18 protein-coding genes and 1 pseudogene are annotated in these 18,892 nt (G+C 65.5%); 5 read left to right on the forward strand and 14 right to left on the reverse strand.

The annotated features are described in order from the left end of the window. Positions 1 to 78 precede the first annotated feature (78 nt). Entirely contained in the window at positions 79 to 1,092 is a 1,014-nt protein-coding gene (locus tag FBY20_RS17210; RefSeq protein WP_142053638.1) for a LysR family transcriptional regulator, read from the forward strand. On the opposite strand, the gene FBY20_RS17215 is transcribed toward FBY20_RS17210, so the two are convergent. After that, positions 1,016 to 2,416, reverse strand: a complete 1,401-nt coding sequence (locus tag FBY20_RS17215) for an MATE family efflux transporter (protein WP_142053640.1) — start codon at positions 2,414 to 2,416, stop codon at positions 1,016 to 1,018. The two genes, FBY20_RS17210 and FBY20_RS17215, sit on opposite strands and share 77 nt — an antisense overlap. Before the next feature lie 133 nt (positions 2,417 to 2,549). On the opposite strand from FBY20_RS17215, the gene FBY20_RS17220 reads away from it, so the two are divergent. Then, positions 2,550 to 3,026, forward strand: a complete 477-nt coding sequence (locus tag FBY20_RS17220) for a MarR family winged helix-turn-helix transcriptional regulator (protein ID WP_056326992.1) — start codon at positions 2,550 to 2,552, stop codon at positions 3,024 to 3,026. A gap of 32 nt (positions 3,027 to 3,058) precedes the next feature. Here FBY20_RS17220 and FBY20_RS17225 read toward each other — a convergent pair whose 3' ends face one another. The 4 genes from FBY20_RS17225 to FBY20_RS17240 form a co-directional block, all read right to left on the reverse strand. Next, positions 3,059 to 3,550 (reverse strand): hypothetical protein, encoded by a 492-nt coding sequence (locus FBY20_RS17225; RefSeq protein WP_255452386.1) that lies wholly within the window; start codon positions 3,548 to 3,550, stop codon positions 3,059 to 3,061. Further along, the gene (locus FBY20_RS17230) at positions 3,547 to 4,095 is read right to left on the reverse strand and encodes a hypothetical protein (RefSeq protein WP_142053641.1); all 549 of its coding nucleotides are present in this window, start codon (positions 4,093 to 4,095) and stop codon (positions 3,547 to 3,549) included. The genes FBY20_RS17225 and FBY20_RS17230 overlap by 4 nt, the downstream gene beginning before the upstream one ends. A gap of 122 nt (positions 4,096 to 4,217) precedes the next feature. Continuing rightward, positions 4,218 to 6,956, reverse strand: a complete 2,739-nt coding sequence (locus FBY20_RS17235) for a cation-transporting P-type ATPase (RefSeq protein WP_142053643.1) — start codon at positions 6,954 to 6,956, stop codon at positions 4,218 to 4,220. A 105-nt stretch (positions 6,957 to 7,061) separates the two neighbouring features. Then, a complete protein-coding gene (locus tag FBY20_RS17240) occupies positions 7,062 to 8,030 on the reverse strand; it encodes a LysR substrate-binding domain-containing protein (RefSeq protein ID WP_056326315.1) in 969 nt (322 codons plus the stop codon). 106 nt (positions 8,031 to 8,136) lie between these two features. Between FBY20_RS17240 and FBY20_RS17245 the strand changes: the two genes are divergently transcribed. After that, positions 8,137 to 10,434 (forward strand): NADP-dependent malic enzyme, encoded by a 2,298-nt coding sequence (locus FBY20_RS17245; protein WP_128827249.1) that lies wholly within the window; start codon positions 8,137 to 8,139, stop codon positions 10,432 to 10,434. A 98-nt stretch (positions 10,435 to 10,532) separates the two neighbouring features. Here FBY20_RS17245 and FBY20_RS17250 read toward each other — a convergent pair whose 3' ends face one another. The 3 genes from FBY20_RS17250 to FBY20_RS17260 form a co-directional block, all read right to left on the reverse strand. Beyond that, positions 10,533 to 10,913, reverse strand: a complete 381-nt coding sequence (locus tag FBY20_RS17250) for a hypothetical protein (protein ID WP_142053645.1) — start codon at positions 10,911 to 10,913, stop codon at positions 10,533 to 10,535. A gap of 137 nt (positions 10,914 to 11,050) precedes the next feature. Then, positions 11,051 to 11,416: a DUF4148 domain-containing protein gene (locus FBY20_RS17255; RefSeq protein WP_056326321.1), complete on the reverse strand. Its 366-nt coding sequence runs from the start codon at positions 11,414 to 11,416 to the stop codon at positions 11,051 to 11,053. Positions 11,417 to 11,794: 378 nt separating this feature from the next. Next, entirely contained in the window at positions 11,795 to 12,010 is a 216-nt protein-coding gene (locus tag FBY20_RS17260; RefSeq protein ID WP_056326323.1) for a SlyX family protein, read from the reverse strand. A 98-nt stretch (positions 12,011 to 12,108) separates the two neighbouring features. Between FBY20_RS17260 and FBY20_RS17265 the strand changes: the two genes are divergently transcribed. Then, complete coding sequence (locus FBY20_RS17265) at positions 12,109 to 14,175, forward strand: TonB-dependent receptor (RefSeq protein WP_142056044.1); 2,067 nt, start codon at positions 12,109 to 12,111, stop codon at positions 14,173 to 14,175. Positions 14,176 to 14,180: 5 nt separating this feature from the next. On the opposite strand, the gene FBY20_RS17270 is transcribed toward FBY20_RS17265, so the two are convergent. The 4 genes from FBY20_RS17270 to FBY20_RS17285 form a co-directional block, all read right to left on the reverse strand. Further along, positions 14,181 to 14,438: a PAAR domain-containing protein gene (locus tag FBY20_RS17270; protein ID WP_142053647.1), complete on the reverse strand. Its 258-nt coding sequence runs from the start codon at positions 14,436 to 14,438 to the stop codon at positions 14,181 to 14,183. A 201-nt stretch (positions 14,439 to 14,639) separates the two neighbouring features. After that, positions 14,640 to 15,581 carry a hypothetical protein gene (locus tag FBY20_RS17275; protein ID WP_142053649.1) on the reverse strand — a complete coding sequence of 314 codons (942 nt, stop codon included), beginning with the start codon at positions 15,579 to 15,581 and terminating at the stop codon, positions 14,640 to 14,642. A 58-nt stretch (positions 15,582 to 15,639) separates the two neighbouring features. After that, a complete protein-coding gene (locus tag FBY20_RS28140) occupies positions 15,640 to 15,903 on the reverse strand; it encodes a PAAR domain-containing protein (protein ID WP_142053651.1) in 264 nt (87 codons plus the stop codon). After that, positions 15,900 to 16,991 carry a DUF6708 domain-containing protein gene (locus FBY20_RS17285; protein ID WP_142053653.1) on the reverse strand — a complete coding sequence of 364 codons (1,092 nt, stop codon included), beginning with the start codon at positions 16,989 to 16,991 and terminating at the stop codon, positions 15,900 to 15,902. Before FBY20_RS17285 ends, FBY20_RS28140 begins: the two co-directional genes overlap by 4 nt. A 320-nt stretch (positions 16,992 to 17,311) precedes the next feature. On the opposite strand from FBY20_RS17285, the pseudogene FBY20_RS17290 reads away from it, so the two are divergent. Then, positions 17,312 to 17,500, forward strand: a pseudogene (locus tag FBY20_RS17290) (hypothetical protein); the annotation flags it as partial. 5 nt (positions 17,501 to 17,505) lie between these two features. On the opposite strand, the gene FBY20_RS17295 reads toward FBY20_RS17290, so the two are convergent. Together FBY20_RS17295 and FBY20_RS17300 are read right to left on the reverse strand one after the other, a co-directional pair. Beyond that, on the reverse strand, positions 17,506 to 17,763 hold the full coding sequence (locus tag FBY20_RS17295) for a PAAR domain-containing protein (RefSeq protein WP_142056046.1): 258 nt from the start codon (positions 17,761 to 17,763) through the stop codon (positions 17,506 to 17,508). A gap of 69 nt (positions 17,764 to 17,832) precedes the next feature. Further along, positions 17,833 to 18,810, reverse strand: coding sequence for a hypothetical protein (locus tag FBY20_RS17300; RefSeq protein ID WP_142053657.1), 978 nt, complete (start codon positions 18,808 to 18,810; stop codon positions 17,833 to 17,835). Positions 18,811 to 18,892: the final 82 nt, after the last annotated feature.

Here is an 18,892-nt window from a genome sequence, read left to right on the forward strand (position 1 = left end):
GCGCCCCGCTACACCTATCGGGATCTGGCTTACCCAGCCTATGGATGCGCCTGAGGCTCGCGTGCTACGCTTTTTTCCATGCGTTTCGACCTGACCGACCTTCGCCTATTTCTGAATGTGCACGAAACCGGCTCCATCACGGCGGGCGCGGGGCGTTCGCACATGACGCTGGCCTCGGCCAGCGAGCGCATCCGCGGCATGGAAGACGCGCTGGGCGTGCCGCTGCTGGTGCGCGAGCCGCGCGGCGTGCAGGTCACACCCGCCGGGCGCACGCTGGTCCACCATGCCCGGCTGGTGCTGGGCCAGATCGACCGCATGCGTGGCGAACTCGACCACTACGGGGCTGGCCTGAAGGGGCACGTTCGCGTGCTGTGCAACACCACGGCGCTCAGCGAATACCTGCCGCCCGTGCTCGGCGCGTTCCTCAAAGACCGCCCGCATATTTCCGTCGACCTGGAAGAGCGCCTCAGCCACGAGATCGCCGACGCGCTGCGGGCGGGCGCGTGCGACATCGGGGTGCTGGCGGACTCGGCCGACCTGCATGGCTTGCGCACGCGCATATTCCGGCACGATCCACTGACGCTGATCGTGCCGCGCGGCCATCCGCTGGCGGCGCAGTCGCAGGTGCTGCTGCAGGACGTGGCCGGGCATGACTTCGTGGGACTGGTGCAGGGCAGCGCGCTGCAGGAACACATTGCGCATCATGCGCGCCGCAGCGGCAGGCCCCTGTCCTATCGCGTGCGGCTGCGCAGCTTTGACGCTGTGTGCCGGATGGTGGGCCAGGGCGTGGGCGTGGCCATCGTGCCGCGGGCAGCGGCCCTGCGCTATGGCCGCGCGGCCGGCGTGAGCCGGGTGGCCCTGGCCGATCCCTGGGCCGCGCGCGACCTGGTGCTGTGCGTTCGCGACGATCTGCCTGCGTACGCGGACGAGCTGGTGGCGTATGCGTTGCGGGATGCGCCGGGAAATGCACGGGCAAATGCGCCGGAAAATGCGCCGGAAAAAGCGCCGGCAGGCGTCACCGCGCGAACAGCCGGCGCCCCGGCAGGTGCCCGGGGCCGAACCAGGACCCCGACGCGACGGCGGCCAGGATGACCAGGCCGTAGACGCACATTGCCACGGCCGCAATCACGAAGAACACGGTCAGCGACCCGGTCAGGTGCAGCGCAATGCCGCCCGCCCCGATGCCGATGAGCAGCCGCAGGAATCCCGCGGTCAATGGCCACTTCAGCCGTCCCGCGCCCTGCGACGCAAAGTACAGCGAAAAGCCGAGCGCAAAGAATCCGTACACCGGGCCCACCGTGCGCAAGTAGTCGGCGCCCGCCTGCAGCATGTGATCCTGCGCGCCAAAGAGACGCAGCCATGCCTCGGGAAAACACGCCGCGGCCAGCCCGATCGCCTCGGCCAGCACGAAAGCCATCGCCCCGCCGGTCAAGGCGATGCGCATGGCGCGCTCGGGCTGCCCGGCGCCGATGTTGGAGCCCACCATCGCCACCATGGGAGCGCCCAGGCCGAATGCAATCGGCATCAGCAGGTATTCAAGCCGGACCGCCACCCCATAACCCGCGACAGCCGCCTCGCCCGCGTAGGCGCCCACCAATGCGGCGGTCAGGGCCACCAGCGCGTTGGTCAGCAGCGGGTTGATGGTGGCCAGCGCACCCACGCTGAGAATGTTGCGCATCAGCGTCACGTGCAGCCGGCTGGCCACGAGCCGCGCCGCGTTGCGGCCGCTGGCGCAGTACGCGCCCAGGATGAGCGTGCCCACCGCGTAGTAGGTCACCAGCGCCCAGCCGCCGCCGGCCACGCCCAGCGCGGGGAAGGGGCCCCAGCCAAAAATGAGGCACGGCGACAGGGGAATCAGCAGCAGCGCGCCGCCGCAGATGACCGCGCCCGGCACCAGCATGTTGCCGGTGCCCCGGATGGCGCTGGCAAAGGCGTTCATCAGCCACATCAGCACGATGCCGCCGAAGATGACGTTGGAATAAGCCAGCGCCGCATCGAGGGCCGCGCCCTCGGCGCCCAGCGCCCGGTACAGCGCCGGACCGAAGGCCAGCAGCAGCACGCAGAACAGGACCCCCAGCAAGGCGTTGAGCACGACTGCGTGCAGCACGAGCTGATCCGCCTCTTGCTGGCGGCCGCCGCCCAGCGCCCGCGCCACCGCCGCGGATATGCCGCCGCCCATTGCGCCCTGCGACATGTTCTGCATCAGCATCAGGACCGGCACGACCAGCGCCACGCCCGCCAGCACCGGCGTGCCCAAGCGCGCGAGAAACCAGGTTTCGATCAGGCCGGTGGACGACTGCGCCAGCATCATCAGGATGTTGGGCCACGCCAGCCGCGCGAGCGTGGGCGCGATGGGGGCGTGCAGCATGGCCTGCAAACGCGCATTGGCGGGGCGAGGCGGAACGGTCGCGGTCATGGGACGGGCCGGTGAAAGGGGTCGGCAAAATTTACGTGCATATGCCAATATCTGTCAATATCGCGCTGGACGCGGGGCCTGCCCCGGCGTTAGCGTTATGTCCTTGCCCGCACACTTTCCTTCGCCGCTCGCCATGTCCGACGCCCCGCTCCCTGGCCCCGCCGTTCCTCCGGATCCGCTCATCTGCAACGGCGCGGCGTTGCGCAAGGCGACGCGCCGCGTGTCCCAGTTGTACGACACGGTGCTGGCGCCCTGCGGGCTGAAAGTGTCGCAGCATTCAATCCTGGTGCACATCGCGCGCGCAGGTTCGCCCTCGATGACGGATCTGGCCCGCGCAATGGTGCTGGACCGGTCTGCGCTGGCCCACAACCTCAAGCCCCTGCAGCGCGACGGCTACGTGCGCATGATGCGCGACCCGCTGGACGGCCGCAGCCGCCGGGTCGAACTGACCGAGACCGGCCGCGCGAAGCTGGCCGAGTCGCGCCGCCTGTGGAAGGACGCGCAGAACCGTTTCGAGGCCGCCTACGGCGCCGAGCGCGCCGCGGCCCTGCGGCACGCGCTGGCCGACATCTTTTCCGACGAGTTCGCGCTGGCCTTCAGCCGGGGGTAGCTGCCGCCCGGCGTTTGGCCCATTCAAGCGGGCTATTGCAGCCCGTTCCAGCGCGCCACCGAGGGCTCGGCAGCGGCCCACTTCCATTGGCCGTCCGGGCGCTGGCAGATCGTGCTGGCGTAGGCCGGGGCGGCGCCTTCGACCTCGACCGTGAACAGCACCTCGCGGCAATGCGCCAGCGGCGTCTTGATGTCGCGCACCGCCTGGATGCTGCCGCGCTCGTTGCCCACCGCCAGCGTGCGCTTGACCTGCCATTGCCGGACTTCGCCCAGGGGCAGCGCGCCCACCGCGTTGGCCATCACGTTCTGCTGGTCGTTCTTCCACTCGCGCAACACGTACTTCACCGTGGCGTCGACCACGGCCTGCACCGATACGCCGATGGCGAAGCCGGCGACGGGATTGGCCGTGGCCGCGCCGCTCAGCGTGCCGACCACCGCGCCCGTGGCCGGACCGATGGACGAACTCTGGCAGCCCGCGAGCGCGAGGCTGGCGGCCAGCGCCAGCATCCCAAACGCGCGCGTCACTGGAGCGAACCCCAGCGGGCGGTCGCCGGTTCGGCGCTGGCCCAGCGCCAGTGTTCGCCGTCGCGGCAGACGGTCGTGACGTAGAACTCGCGCTCGGGATCGGCGCCGGGCTTGTCGGCGGGGGTGTCCACCGAGAACACCACCTCCTTGCATTGGAGATCGCCGCCGCCGATCAGCCGGCTGACGGTGACCTGGCCCCGCGCGTCGTCTTCGATGGGCAGCTTGTGCTTGACGTTCCAACTGGCGACCTTGCCCACCGCGAGCGGGCCGGCGGCCTTGGCGATGGCGTCCTGTTCTTCGCCGCGGGTCTGGCGCTGCGCATAGGCCAGCGCGGCCTTGGCGCCGGCCTGCACGCCCAGGCCGATGCCGGTGGCGACGGTAGCGTTGTCCGTGACTTTATTGGCGATGGCCGTGCCGGCGATACCGGCCGCGGCGCCCGTGCCTTCGCCGAGCATCGAGCTGCAGCCGGAAAGCGCGGTCAGCGCGGCGATGCCCACGGCGGTAAGCGCGCGGCGGCTCGCAAGGATTGGCGAGATGGTGAACACGCTGCGTGCCCTCCTGCGTGAAACTTGGCGGGCGCAAGTATAGGAGCGCACACGGCCTTGCGGCCGCGGGCTTTACATTTGTTGGCATTTTCGTGGGCGGGCGCCTTACGCCGCCGGACGCTTCACGCCGCCGTTCGCTGCGCCAGCGCCACGCGGTCGCGCCGCGCCCGCCACATGCGCAGCACCAGCTTCTCGGCCTCGACCACGCAGAACAGGATGCCGGCGGCCACCAGAGTCAGCGTCCAGTACTCCGGCGGCAGCGGCACGGTGCCAAAGACGCGGTTCATCACGGGCAGGTAGATCAGCGCGCCTTGCAGCACGCCCAGCATGATCGTCACCAGCCAAAGCGCCTTGTTGCGGAACATGCTGGGCGTAAGCGGAAAGCGGTCCTGCAGGCGGCAGTTGAACAGGTAGGTCCATTGCGCCGTCACCAGCGTCTGCAGGATGACCGTGCGGATGAAGTCCGGATCGCGGCCGGCGGCGATCAGGCTCTTTTCGATGACGAAGGCCGACGCCATGAAAAGCAGCCCCACGAAGGCGATGCGCCAGATGGCGAAGGCGTCCAGGATGGACTTGGCCGGATCGCGCGGCGCGCGCTGCATCACGCCGGGCTCGGCCGGTTCGAACGCCAGGCCAAAGGCCAGCGTGATGGAGGTGGCCATGTTCATCCACAGGATCTGCAGGGGCGTCAGCGGCGCCTGCGCGCCCGCCAGCAGCGCCGCGATGACGAGCAGCCCTTGCGCCAGATTGGTCGGCAGGATGAAGAGGATCGTCTTTCTCAGGTTGTCGTAGACGCGGCGCCCTTCGCGCACCGCGTAGGCAATCGAGGCGAAGTTGTCGTCCGCCAGCACCATGTCGGCGGCTTCCTTGGTGACCTCGGTGCCCTTGATGCCCATGGCCACGCCCACGTCCGCCTGCTTGAGCGCGGGCGCGTCGTTGACGCCGTCGCCCGTCATGCCGACCACTTCGCCCATCGCCTGCAACGCGCGCACCAGGCGCAGCTTGTGCTCGGGACTGGTGCGGGCAAAGATGTCGTGGTCGCGCGCCAGCGCAGCCAGCGCTTCGTCGCTGGTCCGCTCCAGCTGCGCGCCGGTCACCGCCTCGCTGACGTGCGTCATGCCCAGCATCGTCCCGATGGCCAGCGCGGTTTCGGGATGGTCTCCGGTGATCATCTTCACGCGGATGCCGGCCTGGTTGCACTGCGCGATGGCCTCGATGGCCTCGGGCCGGGGCGGATCCATGATGCCGGCCACGCCCAGCAGTATCAGGCCGGTCTGGAAATCCGGATGGTCCAGTGCCGTGGCGCCGGCGGCGCCGGGCTTGTAGGCGGCAGCCAACGTGCGCAGGCCCTCGTGCGCAAAGGCTTGCAGCCCGCTTTCCCAATAATCCAGCCGCAACGGCTGCGGTCTGTCTTCGCCCTGTTCCTGCGCGCACAACTGAAACAGCACGTCGGGCGCGCCGGTGACGTAGATGACGTTCTGGCCGTGGTCGTCGCACCGGCGCGCCATGTATTTGTAGCCCGAGTCGAACGGCACCTTGCCATGCTTGGCCACGCCATCCAGGCCCTGGCCCGCCTTGGCGGCTAGCACCATCATGGCGCCTTCGGTGGGCCCGCCCACGATGCGCCACTGCCCGTCGGCGTCTTCGTGCAGCTGGCTGTCGTTGCAAATGGCCGCCGCGCGCACGAAGCGCGTCAGCGCGTCCTCCTGGCTCCAGTCCACCGGCATGCCGTCGGACTCGCGGGTGACCTCGCCGACCGGGCGGTAGTTGTCGCCCGACACACGATAGACGCCCTGCGCCAGCAGCACATTCTTGGCGGTCATCTCGTTCATGGTCAACGTGCCGGTCTTGTCCGAGCAGATCACCGTCATCGCGCCCAGCGTTTCCACGGTGGGCAGCTTGCGGATGATGGCGCGATTGCGCGCCATGCGCTGCACGCCCAGCGACAGGATGATCGAGATGATGGCCGGCAGCCCTTCGGGCACCGAGGCCACCGCGATGCTGATCAGCGACAACAGCAGGTCGGGCAGGGGCATGTCCAGCACGTAGCGGCCCAGCACGAACAGCGCCGCCACCATCACCAGCACCACCTGGAAGATGCGCTTGCCCAGCAGCTGCATCTGCCGCAGCAGCGGCGTCTGCAGCGTCCGCACGTTGCTCATCATCCGGTTGATGTGGCCGATCTCGGTGTCGCTGCCGGTGGCCACGACGATGCCGCGCGCGTTGCCCGCGCTGACGTTCGTGCCCGAGAAGCCCAGGTTCAGGCGGTCGCCCAGCGGCGCCTCGCCGGGCAGCGGCGCATCGTGCTTCTCGACGACGGTGGACTCGCCGGTCAGCATCGATTCCTCGACGCGGAAGTTGTGGGTGTCAAAGAGCCGCACGTCGGCCGGGATCTTGTCGCCGGGACGCAGGATCACGATGTCGCCCGGCACCAGGTCGCGGGCGTCGATCTCTTCCTTCTGGCCGTCGCGCACCACGCGGGCGTGGTTCGACAGCATGTTGCGGATGCCGTCCAGCGAGCGTTCGGCGCGGCTTTCCTGCACGTAGCCGATGACCGCGTTGATGACGGCCACGGCCAGGATGACGATCGTGTCCAGCCAATGGGCCATCAGCGCCGTCACCACGGCCGCCGCCAGCAGGATGTAGATCAGCACGTCGTTGAAGTGGCCCAGAAAGCGCAGCCAGGCGCTGCGGCGGGCGGGCGGGGGCAGGGCATTCAGGCCGTGGGTTTCCTGCCTGCGCCGGATCTGGTCCTGCGTCAGGCCCGACGGGCTGGTCACCTGCGCGTCCAGCGTCTCGTCGACGGAGAGCTGGTGCCAGGGGCGAGGAGTTTGCGGAGCCTGCGTGTGCGCCTGCGTCATTGCGACGGCCTCCCGGGAGGACCGGCGCCGTGGCCGGGCCGGGGGTCGGGGGCCGCACGCGTCAGTCCGGCGTCCATGATACGACGGCCAACTGCCCGTGGACGATCAGAGCGGCGGGCGGGCGCCCTTCAGATAGACCTCGCGCAAGGCGGCGGCGAAAAGGGCTTCGACGTTGCGCCGCAAGCCATCGGACCGCGTGAAAAGCGAGATCGGCGGCAGCGTCCAATCGAACGAGTACGGCACGATGGCCGCGCCCGCGATGCGGACCAGTTCGTCGGCGATGTCGGCCGGCAGGATCGTGACGGCGCGGTCGCTGGCCACGATCATTTCGCCAATCAGTTTGGACGAGTCGCTTTGCACGGACGGCGGCGGGGGCGCCAGGCCGGCCCGCAGAAAGATGTCGGCCACCTGCTCGCGGATCGGGCTGCCCGGCGTGCCCAGGATCCAGTCCAGGTCGGCCAGCCGGTTCCATTCCAGGCGCGACCGGCCCAGACGCGCGGCCAGCCGGCGGCTGGCGATCAGGCGCGGCTGCTGGTGATACAGGACCTCGAAGCCGATATGGGTCAGGTCCACCGAAGGCGTGGCCCAGCCCACCACCACGTCCAACGTGTGGTCACGCAGCTGGCGCAGCAGGGCCGGCCCCTGGCCTTCGTGGATGGTGGCCGTGAGCTGCCGGCCCTGCGGCAGCGTGCGGCCGATGGCCGCCGACAGCATCTGGCCCGACACGAAGGGGATGACGCCGATGTGCAGGTGGGCGGCGTGCCCGGCCGCGACCGTTTCCATTTCCTGCACCAGATGCCCCAGATCGTGCACCAGCCCGCGGGCGCGCGCCAGCACCACCGCGCCCATCGGCGTGGGCGTCATGCCCCGCACGGAACGGTCGAACAGCGGCACGCCGAACATGCTTTCCAGTTCGGCCAGTGCGTTGGTCACGGCCGGCTGGCTGGTCGCCATGTGTTCGGCCACCCGGGTCAGCGATCCGTGCTGCTCGATTTGCAGCAGCAGCATCAGGTGGCGCATCTTCAGGCGCGAGGTCAGTTTCCGGAAGACGGCATCCGGGTCGAAGGCTGTCATAGACAAGGCATTAGGAAAACATAATGGAACAATATTAAATCCGAATGATCGCCTTATGTCTTAACGCCTAGAATTTTGCTCATTCAAGACAGCGAGGCCACAGCCCATGAACAACCCCTCCGACCGCCAGGCAGCCCTGGACTATCACGAGTTCCCCACCCCGGGAAAGATCTCTGTCGTGGCGTCCAAGCCGCTCGTCAACCAGCGCGACCTGGCGCTGGCGTATTCGCCCGGCGTGGCGGCGGCCTGCGAGGAAATCGTGGCCGATCCGGCCAACGTGTACCGCTACACGGCGCGCGGCAACCTGGTGGGCGTCATCACCAACGGCACCGCGGTGCTGGGCCTGGGCAACATCGGCGCGCTGGCCTCCAAGCCCGTCATGGAAGGCAAGGCCGTGCTGTTCAAGAAGTTCGCCGGCCTGGATGTCTTTGACATCGAAATCAACGAGACCGACCCGGACAAGCTGGTCGAGATCATTGCCGGCCTGGAAGCCACCTTCGGCGGCATCAACCTCGAAGACATCAAGGCGCCGGAATGCTTCACCGTCGAGCGCAAGCTGCGCGAGCGCATGAAGATTCCGGTTTTTCACGACGACCAGCACGGCACCGCCATTACCGTGTCGGCGGCCTTCATCAACGGCCTGAAGGTCGTGGGCAAGGACATCAAGCAGGTCAAGGTGGTCACGTCCGGCGCGGGCGCTGCGGCGCTGGCGTGCCTGGACCTGATGGTGGACCTGGGCCTGCCGCTGGAAAACATCTGGGTGACCGACATCGAAGGCGTGGTCTATGAAGGCCGCACCACGCTGATGGACCCGGACAAGGCGCGTTTTGCGCAAAAGACCGACGCCCGCAAGCTGGCCGAAGTGATCGGCGGCGCGGACGTGTTCCTGGGCCTGTCGGCCGGCGGCGTACTCAAGCCGGAAATGGTTGCCGCCATGGGGCCGCGTCCGCTGATCCTGGCGCTGGCCAACCCCACGCCGGAAATCCTGCCGGAAGTGGCGCACGGCGTGCGCGACGACGTGGTGATGGCCACGGGCCGGTCGGACTATCCGAACCAGGTCAACAACGTGCTGTGCTTTCCGTACATCTTCCGCGGCGCGCTGGACGTGGGCGCCACGACCATCACGCGCGAGATGGAAATGGCGGCGGTGCATGCCATCGCCGACCTGGCCGAAGAAGAGCAGAACGAAGTCGTCGCTGCTGCCTACGGCACGTATGACATCTCGTTCGGCCCTGAATACCTGATCCCCAAGCCGTTCGATCCGCGCCTCATCGTGCGCATCGCGCCCGCCGTCGCCAAGGCCGCGATGGAAGGCGGCGTTGCGACGCGTCCGCTGGCCGACCTGGAAGCCTACGAAGAACAACTGCAGCAGTTCGTGTATCACTCGGGCGCGTTCATGAAGCCGCTGTTCTCGGCCGCCAAGCGCATCGTGCGTTCGGGCGGTAAGGCGCGCATCGTCTTCACCGAAGGCGAAGACGAACGCGTGCTGCGCGCGGTGCAGGTCATCGTCGACGAGGGCCTGGCGCGTCCCATCCTGGTGGGCCGTCCCGCCGTGCTGCTCTCGCGCATCGAAAAATTCGGCCTGCGCCTGCGTCTGGGCGAGGACGTCGAAGTCACCAACCCCGAATACGACGAGCGCTTCCATCAGTACTGGACGACGTATTGGGAACTGATGAGCCGCCGCGGCATCACCAAGGAAATGGCACGCGTGGAAATGCGCCGCCGCCTGACGCTGATCGGCGCGATGATGGTGCACCTGGGCGATGCCGACGGCATGGTTTGCGGCACGGTGGGCGCGTACCACGACCACCTGCGTTTCGTGGACGAAGTGATCGGCCGCAGCCCCGGCCACAACGTGTATGCCGCCATGAACATCCTGCTGCTCGACGAGCGCACGGTGGTGCTGGTGGACACGCACGTGAACGACGATCCCACGGCCGAGCAGATCGCCGAATTCACCATCATGGCCGCCCAGGAAATGGCGCGCATGAACCTGGCGCCAAAGGTCGCGCTGCTGTCGCGTTCGAACTTCGGCTCGGGCAGCTCGGCCTCCGGCGAAAAGATGCGCCGCGCGCTGGAACTGGTCCGCGAATCCGCGCCCGAACTTGAAATCGACGGCGAAATGCACGGCGACTGCGCGCTGGACGAGGCGCTGCGCATGCGCATCCTGCCGTCCTCCACGCTGAAAGGCGAAGCCAACCTGCTGGTGTGCCCGAACGTGGACTCGGGCAACATCGCCTACAACCTGCTCAAGACCGCCGCGGGCGGCAATGTGGCGGTGGGTCCGTTCCTGCTGGGCGCCAATGCCCCCGTGCACATCCTGACCAACAGCTCCACCGTGCGACGCATCATCAACATGACGGCCATGACCGTGCTGGACGCCAACCGCGTCGAAGGCGCCTGATCGGCCTTCACCAGCCCGCGCGTCTTGCGCGGGCATGACAATGCGCGCCACCCCTTACGGGGCTGGCGCGCATTTTTCTTCGGGGGGCGCCGGGCGGCCTAGTTGGCGCTGGCCTTCCAGGTGCCGTCGGGCTGTTTGCAGAACCAGAACTGCCACGTTTCCGTGGTGCTGGTCCGCGCAAAGTTGCCCACCAGGAAGCGGCAAACCCGGTCGTTGCCGGCGCGGGTGGTCTGCTTGGGAGTCAGCTGCACCGTGATCGGCGCCGCACGCTTGGGCTGGTGCGCGCTTTTCCATTCGGTGCTCTGGCCGTCGGCCGAGCTGTTCAGCGCTTGCGCCACGGCTTCGTGGAACGAGGCGCGGTCGGCCTTGGATATCTGGGTGATGAGGGCGTCGTTGAGCATGACGGGCGGGGCGGCAACCGCCACCGACGCCATGCCGCCGGACAGCAGCAACGCGGCAAGAACGCGGGGGTATATCAAGATGGGCTCCCTGATGTGAACAGCCGGTTTGGCGGTAAGCGAGTCTGCATCATGAATCTGAGCCGATAGTACGCCAAAAAAAGGCCGCCCAACCGGGCGGCCAACATACAACAAGGGGAGGGTAAATCTGCGCCGCTTCAGTTGCCGCGATACACGCCCGCGAACGGCATGTCATTCGGTTCCACGTTGGACACCTGGCCCGCGGCCTTCGCGGCGGCCAGTTCGGCCTGGACCTCGGCGCGGGTCTTGCCCGTGTACGGCGTGCCGTAGACACCCTGGAAGGGCGTGTTGTTCGGTTCGGCGTTGGTGTTGATCCCGGCGGCCTTGGCGGCGGCCTTCGCGGCGGCCAGTTCGGCCTGCACCTGGGCGCGGGTCGGACCTTCGTAGGGGGTGCCATAGACACCCTGGAAGGGCACGTTGTTGGGTTCGATGTTGGGCGAGGCGTAGGCGCCGGCGCTCAGTGCAGCCAGCGAAAACATCACAGCGGTTGCAAGGGTCTTCATGGTAAACCTCCGATTTCTAGAGCCTGGGAGCGAATACGGCGGCCTTTCCGTCGTGGTTCGTTGCTGTTTCCCGATGGCTGAATCTTGCGCCGATCTAGAATGCGGATAAACCCGGATATCCGTAAAAGATAATTCCATCAACGGAAAATTCTGGCCGTATTTCAGGCTTTGATGCCGCTGATGGAACGTTTGGTCGTGAGATAGTCTCGGCGTCGCCGGCGCGCACCGGCCGCTTCGACGAGCCGCGGCCAAGAACCCGATGGCCCCCGCGCAGCGGGCACGATATTCGCTGCGGGCGCGGGCGCGCCCCTATGGCGGATGCGCCAGCCAGGACCCTTGGGTAGGATGACCAGGCTGCAGCGCCTTCAGGCTTCGCGATCAGTAGTGCGGCGGCAGTTCGTCGCGCAGGCTGCGAAAAGGGGCTGCGCCCTCGGGCGCCTGCTGGCGCAGGTCGGCGACCTCGCGCATGAGCCGGTCGATCTGCTGTTGCTGGCGGACGATGATCTGGTTCAACTGCTCCAGAAGATCATCCGAGAAGCTGGCCTTGACCTCCAGGTCCAACAGCCGGCGTTCAATGTCTTGCGTATTTTCCATGGCGGGTATTAGAACCCATTCCCGCCCAGGCACAGGAGAGAAGTTTGGTACAGCGGCAATGGCGGGACAGCGGGACCTGGCGGTGGACGGCGGGCACAATACTGGCGCTTGCGCCGGCTGCCACCGCGCTGGCGCAGGCCGACACGCTGGCCCCGGTGGTGGTGACCGGCACACGGCTGGGCACCGAGGTGCTGGAGACGCCGGCTTCGGTCGACGTCGTCCAAGGCAGCGCCATGCGCTGGCAGCAGCCGGGCATCAACCTGTCTGAAGGGCTGGCAAGCGTGCCGGGCCTGCAGATCCAGAACCGCCAGAACTACGCGCAAGACCTGCAGATATCCAGCCGCGGCTTTGGCGCGCGCTCCACGTTTGGCGTGCGGGGCGTGCGCCTCTACGTGGACGGCATTCCCGCAACGATGCCGGATGGCCAGGGGCAGACCTCCAATATCGACATCGGCTCCATCGACCGCGTCGAGGTGCTGCGCGGCCCGTTCTCGGCGCTGTACGGCAACTCATCCGGCGGTGTCATCCAGGTCTTCACGCAGGACGGCGCCGACCCGCCCGAGATCACCGCCAGCGGCTGGGGCGGCAGCTATGGCACATGGCGCTATGGCGCGATGGCAAGCGGGGTGTCGGGCACGGGCGCCGGTCAACTGGACTATGTGCTGGACCTGTCGCGCTTCACCACCGACGGCTATCGCGACCACAGCGCCGCCCGCAAGAATCTGGGCAATGCAAAGCTCGGCCTGCAACTGAATGACGACAGCCGCCTGACGCTGGTCGTCAACAGCGTCGACCTGAAGGCGCAGGATCCGCTGGGCCTGACCTACCAGCAGTTCCAGGACGACCCGCGCAGCGCGCCACTTGCCGAGCAATACAACACGCGCAAGACGGTAAAGCAGACGCAGGGCGGGCTGGTCTTCGACCACCAGGTCGACGGCCGCAACGCGCTGCGCGTGATGGTCTACTACGGCCAGCGCGACACGACGCAGTACCAGTCGATTCCTCCCGCGGTGCAAATCCCACCCACGCAAGCCGGCGGCGTCATCGACCTCAAGCGCGAATATGGCGGCGCCGACGTGCGCTGGACGTCCGAGCTTGCCCTGGGCGGCCGGGCGCTGACCCTGATCGGCGGCTTTGCCTACGACGCCATGCAGGAAGACCGCAAGGGCTACCAGAACTTCACTGGCGCGGGCTCCAGCCGGCAACTCGGCGTGCAGGGCGCCCTGCGGCGCGACGAGACCAACCGCGTCTACAACGCCGACCCCTATGTCCAGGCGTCCTGGAACTTCGCGGACCGCTGGACGCTGGACGCCGGCCTGCGATACAGCACGGTCCGCTTCGATTCCGACGACCACTACATCACCCCCGGCAACGCCGACGACAGCGGCAGCGCGCGCTACCGCAAGGCCTTGCCCGTCGCCGCGCTGCGCTACGCCGTCAATGACGACGTCAGCGTCTACACCTCGTACGGTCGCGGTTTCGAGACGCCGACGCTGAACGAAATCTCGTACCGGCCCGACGGCGACCCGGGCCTGAACTTCGGCCTGATGCCGTCGGTCAGCACCAATCTTGAAGCCGGCATCAAGGCGCGCATGGCTGGCGGCCTGCTGACGGCTGCAGTCTTTCATACCCGCACCGACGACGAGATCGTCTCCGCCGGCAGTTCAGGCGGCCGCACCAGTTACCAGAACGCCGGTCGCACACGCCGCGATGGCCTGGAACTGAGCTGGTCCGGAGAATTCGCGCAGCACTGGCGCACGCAAGTGGCCTACACGCTGCTCAACGCCCGCTACGCCGACGACGGTTCGGGCAACATCCGCGCGGGCAACAAGATCCCGGGCATCGCACGCCAGGCGGCCTTCGCGTCCCTGGCCTGGGCGCCGCCCGAAGGCTGGCAAGCAGGCGTGGAAGGCCGCTACCTGTCCAAAATCTACGTCAACGACGCCAACAACGCGGACGCTCCCGCCTACTTCGTGGCCGCTGCCAGCGTCGGGTACGTGAAGCAGGTGGGCCAATGGAAACTGAACGCTTACGCCCGCGTCGACAACCTGTTCGATCGCGACTACGCGGGTTCGGTGATCGTCAACGAAGCGAACGGACGCTACTACGAACCGGCACCCGGCCGGAATGCGGGCGTTGGGGTGGGGGCGACTTATCGGTTTTGATGCCCTCAGTCCACCAGCCACGCCGATTCTCCCTCGACCAACACTCCACCATGGCTCGTGGTGTCGCCCAGCCGGGCGATGGCCCGTCCCTCCAGCGTGGCAGTGGACGACGCGGTCACGACCACTGCCCCGCAGCTGATCTTGTCCCCGACCCGCGCGATGGGGCGACCGTTGACGTGGGCTTGCTCGGCGCCGGTAATGACAGTGCCGCTGCCGTGAGTGGGGCAGGCGTGGCGATGGCCGACTAAGACGATGGGTTGCATGGGTGGTTCCTCGTATCGTGTGTTCAAAGCGCGGTAGAAATGCTGTGATGCGACTTCCGCGGAAGCAATGCCTCAAGCTGAGATAGGCTTCCGGCGCACAAGGTCGTTCGTCCGCAACAGGCCATTGACCGTTGGCGGCGCATCGTCAGAGGACGTGGGCGCGAAGGACAGTGGCATGCGGCGCTAACGCTGGGGCGGTGCTCATCCAATTGCGTTCCCGTCGTTGCCGACGATTTCGATCCCTCGCCCATCGAATCGGTAAAAGTGGTGCTTGTGAGGTCGAACAGGTGTGGTGTCATAGCCGCTAAGATCCGCGTCCGGCGCACAGAGGCGCTCGACCTCGGCGGGCCATTGGAGAAGCGACGCGCGACGCAGGAGGTAGCGATCGATGAACGGACCGCCGGCCAAGCAGTACGCGGGAAAGACGAAAAATTTCGCTAGGAGGAAACTGAGCACTCCATCTTCTTTCAGGGTGACAGATTTTGTGAATCCGCTTGGCTTGCAAGGGATGCGCTGAGGGTCGGGCTGCACGGCTGTTAGGCCCTCGGCCATGTAACGGCGCAAGAACTCCAGTCTTGTTAGGTTGTCGATCATTGCCGATTCATCACCGATGTCGAATGCACCTGACGCCATCGCCAGATCGGCCGGCCCAGTCTGAAAGACTAGTCTGATAGCGAACTTTCCGTCTGCCGAGGTACTGAACTCGGTGAAGGGGTGCACATCCCGCCATGCAACCGTGGTCGCTTTGCTCGGGCCGTCATAGATGTGAACGACCTGAGCTTGACGGTTGAACCGAACGCAGGCGGGTTCCAGCTTGAGCAGGACGCCAGCTAGCCAACCTGTAAGGGCCGAAAGCAGCAGGATTACCCAACTGTCGGTCAATGCCTCGTATGCCGTTCCGCCTTCGTCTAAGGTCCACCATACGAAGTAGACGATGAATGCAAACGACGTCAAAAATGCTCCGCAAAGCAGATAGAGGACAAACGCCATTTTTCCCGCAAATACGCGGCTCTCCACGTAGCGTTCGTTGAACATTCGAGGGTCAGATAGGTCATCTGAAAAACTCACCTGGCCCGGCCACATGGCAATCCGTATGTCCGGAAGCGCCTGCCAATCCGGGCGTGCCTTCAGGTTGGCCAGCATTTGTTGAAACGTGAGTAGGGGTTTTGGGTGCGGCATCAGTCTTTGCCCTCCAGTACGGCTAGCTTCCTGCGTTCACGCCGCGCTGAGACGCAACGAGTATGGCGCCACACGAAGTGCTGTCACCCTCGCGGGCAGGGGTCTTGCCGTTACTTTGGAAACCGGCGCAACTAGCAATGATTGAAGTGGCACCGTGGAGGGGGCAATGAACGGCATCTCCATACCCTGCCACGGGTGAGCCTCCTGCGGTAAAGCCGGTCGTCGCTGAGACCACCTTCCCGGCGTGTGTGGTGGAATCGCTCAACACAACAAATGGTTTGTTCATAGACGCCCCGTATGGGCATGAGGAGCGCTCGTCGGTGGGGGAACAGGTGGCCAGTCGGCTGCCACCGACAGGGGGGGGCACGGTTTTCCAGGAAGTCCCGCTTGGCGAATGATCTTGGGCCAGCGCGGCTCCCAACACAGAAGCAGCGAAATCCAATGCCCTGCTGTATGAATCAACATGACGGGAGATAGCAACACCGACAGCCAAACGACTAGCCGCCGCTGGCCAGCTCGCCAGAGCGGCTTAAGGAAGCTCCAGGGGGCCGCGAGCGACAGCCAAGGCCAAGGCAGCTTGGTCAGCAGTCTGCGGGGGCGCGGTACGGAATCGGGGCCTTCTTCCATGTATCGCCGAATGAACTCCCAGAGATTGACCAAGTCACTGGTCCCATCGGCCGTCTTGCCCACAAACATGAGGTGACTGTGAGGCAGTCCCGTCATGTCCTGCGTCCAGGCCAGCAAAAGCTGAGTGCCCGTGCCGGCAACCTCAGGCTTGCCCACCCCAGCTTCCGCCGAGACCTGTTCCCATGCGAGGACCGCAATTCCACCGGCGTATCGAGGGCGGTGCAGATACACCTGGCGAGTAATGCGATTGAAGCGGATCAGCAGACGGCGTTGAACAAAGTTCTCGAGGCGTAGCCAGCGCCATGCAAATCGGCGAAGCACGAGAATCAGCACCAGCGTTATCAGGGGCAACGCAAGAGCGGCAATGTAGTCGCCCGCATCTGCCGGCCTGCTCGACCATGGATAGACGTGAGTCCACCATACTGTGCTGAAAATGCTACTCATCTCCAGCAGCGTCAACACTAGATAGAGCGCCGGCAAAGTGAATAGCGTAAGGAAACCACGCTTATCTTGAAGTGCGCCAGCTCGAAGCTCGATATAGATATCGTTAAACGCGTAGATAGACCCTGCAGCACTGGGATGCTCGCTGACTTTCTCATCAATGCCGATCTCCCGTACAAATTCTTTCCCGATATTGGCCTTAAGCTCCTTTTCATCCGCTGTAGCTACCTTAATGGCATCCTCATACTCCCCGCGTAATGTTGCCGTTGTCTGCATTGCCCAGGCCTGCGCTTCGATAAAATACATTCAGTTCACCGTCCTCAAAGCTTCATACAATTTCCGTAGTTCGGTCGCCTCGTCTACGAATGGCTTGGCAAAACTATCCTGCGAGCGCGAGCCGAAGCAGCAGTGGGCGCACCACGTTGGCGAACGAGAACGGGCAGGGCGGCTCGAAGTAGTTGCCGCTCCGTGTTCAGAAGGATCCAACGGAGCAGCGCGCAGGAGGTCGATAGCGATAGCGATATGGACGCGGAGATTCCGGTGTGATTGCGCGTCAGAGTGCGCAGCCTGAATTCTGGGAGCCCAATTTCGGTATCGGTCCACCAGCCATCCAGACCGATTCCGGGGCGACCGCGAGCATCGGCTACATCAACCGCCGCGGCGCCCGGAAACTGAACGCCTACGCCCCCGTCGACAACCTGGTCTCTCGCGACTACGCGGGTACGGTGATCGTCAACGAAGCGAACGGACGCTACTACGAACCGGCGCCCGGCCGGAATGCCGGCGTTGGGGTGGGGGCGACTTATTGGTTTTGATGCCCTCAGTCCACCAGCCACGCCGATTCTCCCTCGACCAATACTCCACCATGGCTCGTGGTGTCGCCCAGCCGGGCGATGGCCCGTCCCTCCAGCGTGGCAGTGGACGACCCGGTCACGATCACTGCCCCACAGCTGATCTTTTCCCCGACCCGCGCGATGGGGCGGCCGTTGACGTGGGCTTGCGCGGCGCCGGTAATGACAGTGCCGCGGCCGTGAGTGGGGCAGGCGTGGCGATGGCCGACTAAGACGATGGGCTGCATGCGAGCTCCTTTCATGGGGTGTTCAATACCAGGCAAAAATCCGTGATGTGGATGCAAGACATTCCGTCTTCAACCGATCACTTCACCTTGCAAATTGACCAAGTCGAATCCTCGGCCGTTGAATCGGTGATACACGTGTTCATGGGCCTGCACGGGAGCCGTGTCGTAGCCGCTCAGATCGGCTTCTGTGGCACAAAGGCGTTCAACCTCGGCTGGCCACTGAGCGTCGGCAGCGCGCCGCAGTAGATAACGATCGATCAGCGGGCCGCCCGCCAATAAGTACGCCGGCAGCACTACAAATTTTGCGATGAGGAAGTCGATCAAACCGTCGTTTTTGAGCATGACGCGCGGTGTGAAGCCGCTTGGCTGGGTGGAAACGCAACGTGGATCGGGCTGAATGGATGAAAGGCCTCCGGCCATGTAGCGACGAAGAAACTCGAGGCGGGTGAGGTTCGAGACGAGCGCTGACTCATCAGCCACATCGAAAGCGCCGGAGGTCATGGCGAGGCCGGAGGGCTCCGTCTTGAACACGAGTCGAAGGGTGAACTTACCGTCCGCGGACGCGCTGAATTCGGTAAACGCGTGGACGTCTCGCCACGAGACCGTAGTTGCCTTGTACTTTCCGTTGTAGATGTGAACGGCCTGAGCTTGGCGATTGAACCGGACGCAAGCAGGTGTAATTCTGCTTAGCGCATATCCTAAAACGAGGCTGAACAGTCCAAAGGCGCCCATGTCCCAGTGCAGCACCAGCCCCTCTGCCACAGACCCGCCGCCTGATATCCAGTCGAACATGAGCCACACGAACGCGCTCGTCGTGAAGATGAATGCGCCGGATACGAGATAGAGAACAAAAGCCAGCTTTCCGACGAAGATCCGGCTCTCTATGTATCGCTCGTTAAACAGACTCCGATCTGAGAGATCGTCGGAAAAACTCACCTGGCCCGGCCACATTGCGAGACGGATATCGGGTAGCGATTGCCAGTCTGATCGTGCCCGCAGGTTGGACAGCATTTCTTGAAAAGTGAGCAGAGCATTTTGGTTGGACATGAGCTAGTTCGCGTCGTAGTGGCGAATGGGTGCGCGTTCTTGGAACCGGACGCCCGCTGCGCAGGAGCGGTATCTGCGCTGC

Source organism: Achromobacter sp. SLBN-14, from assembly GCF_006715415.1.
Classification (GTDB): domain Bacteria; phylum Pseudomonadota; class Gammaproteobacteria; order Burkholderiales; family Burkholderiaceae_B; genus Achromobacter; species Achromobacter mucicolens.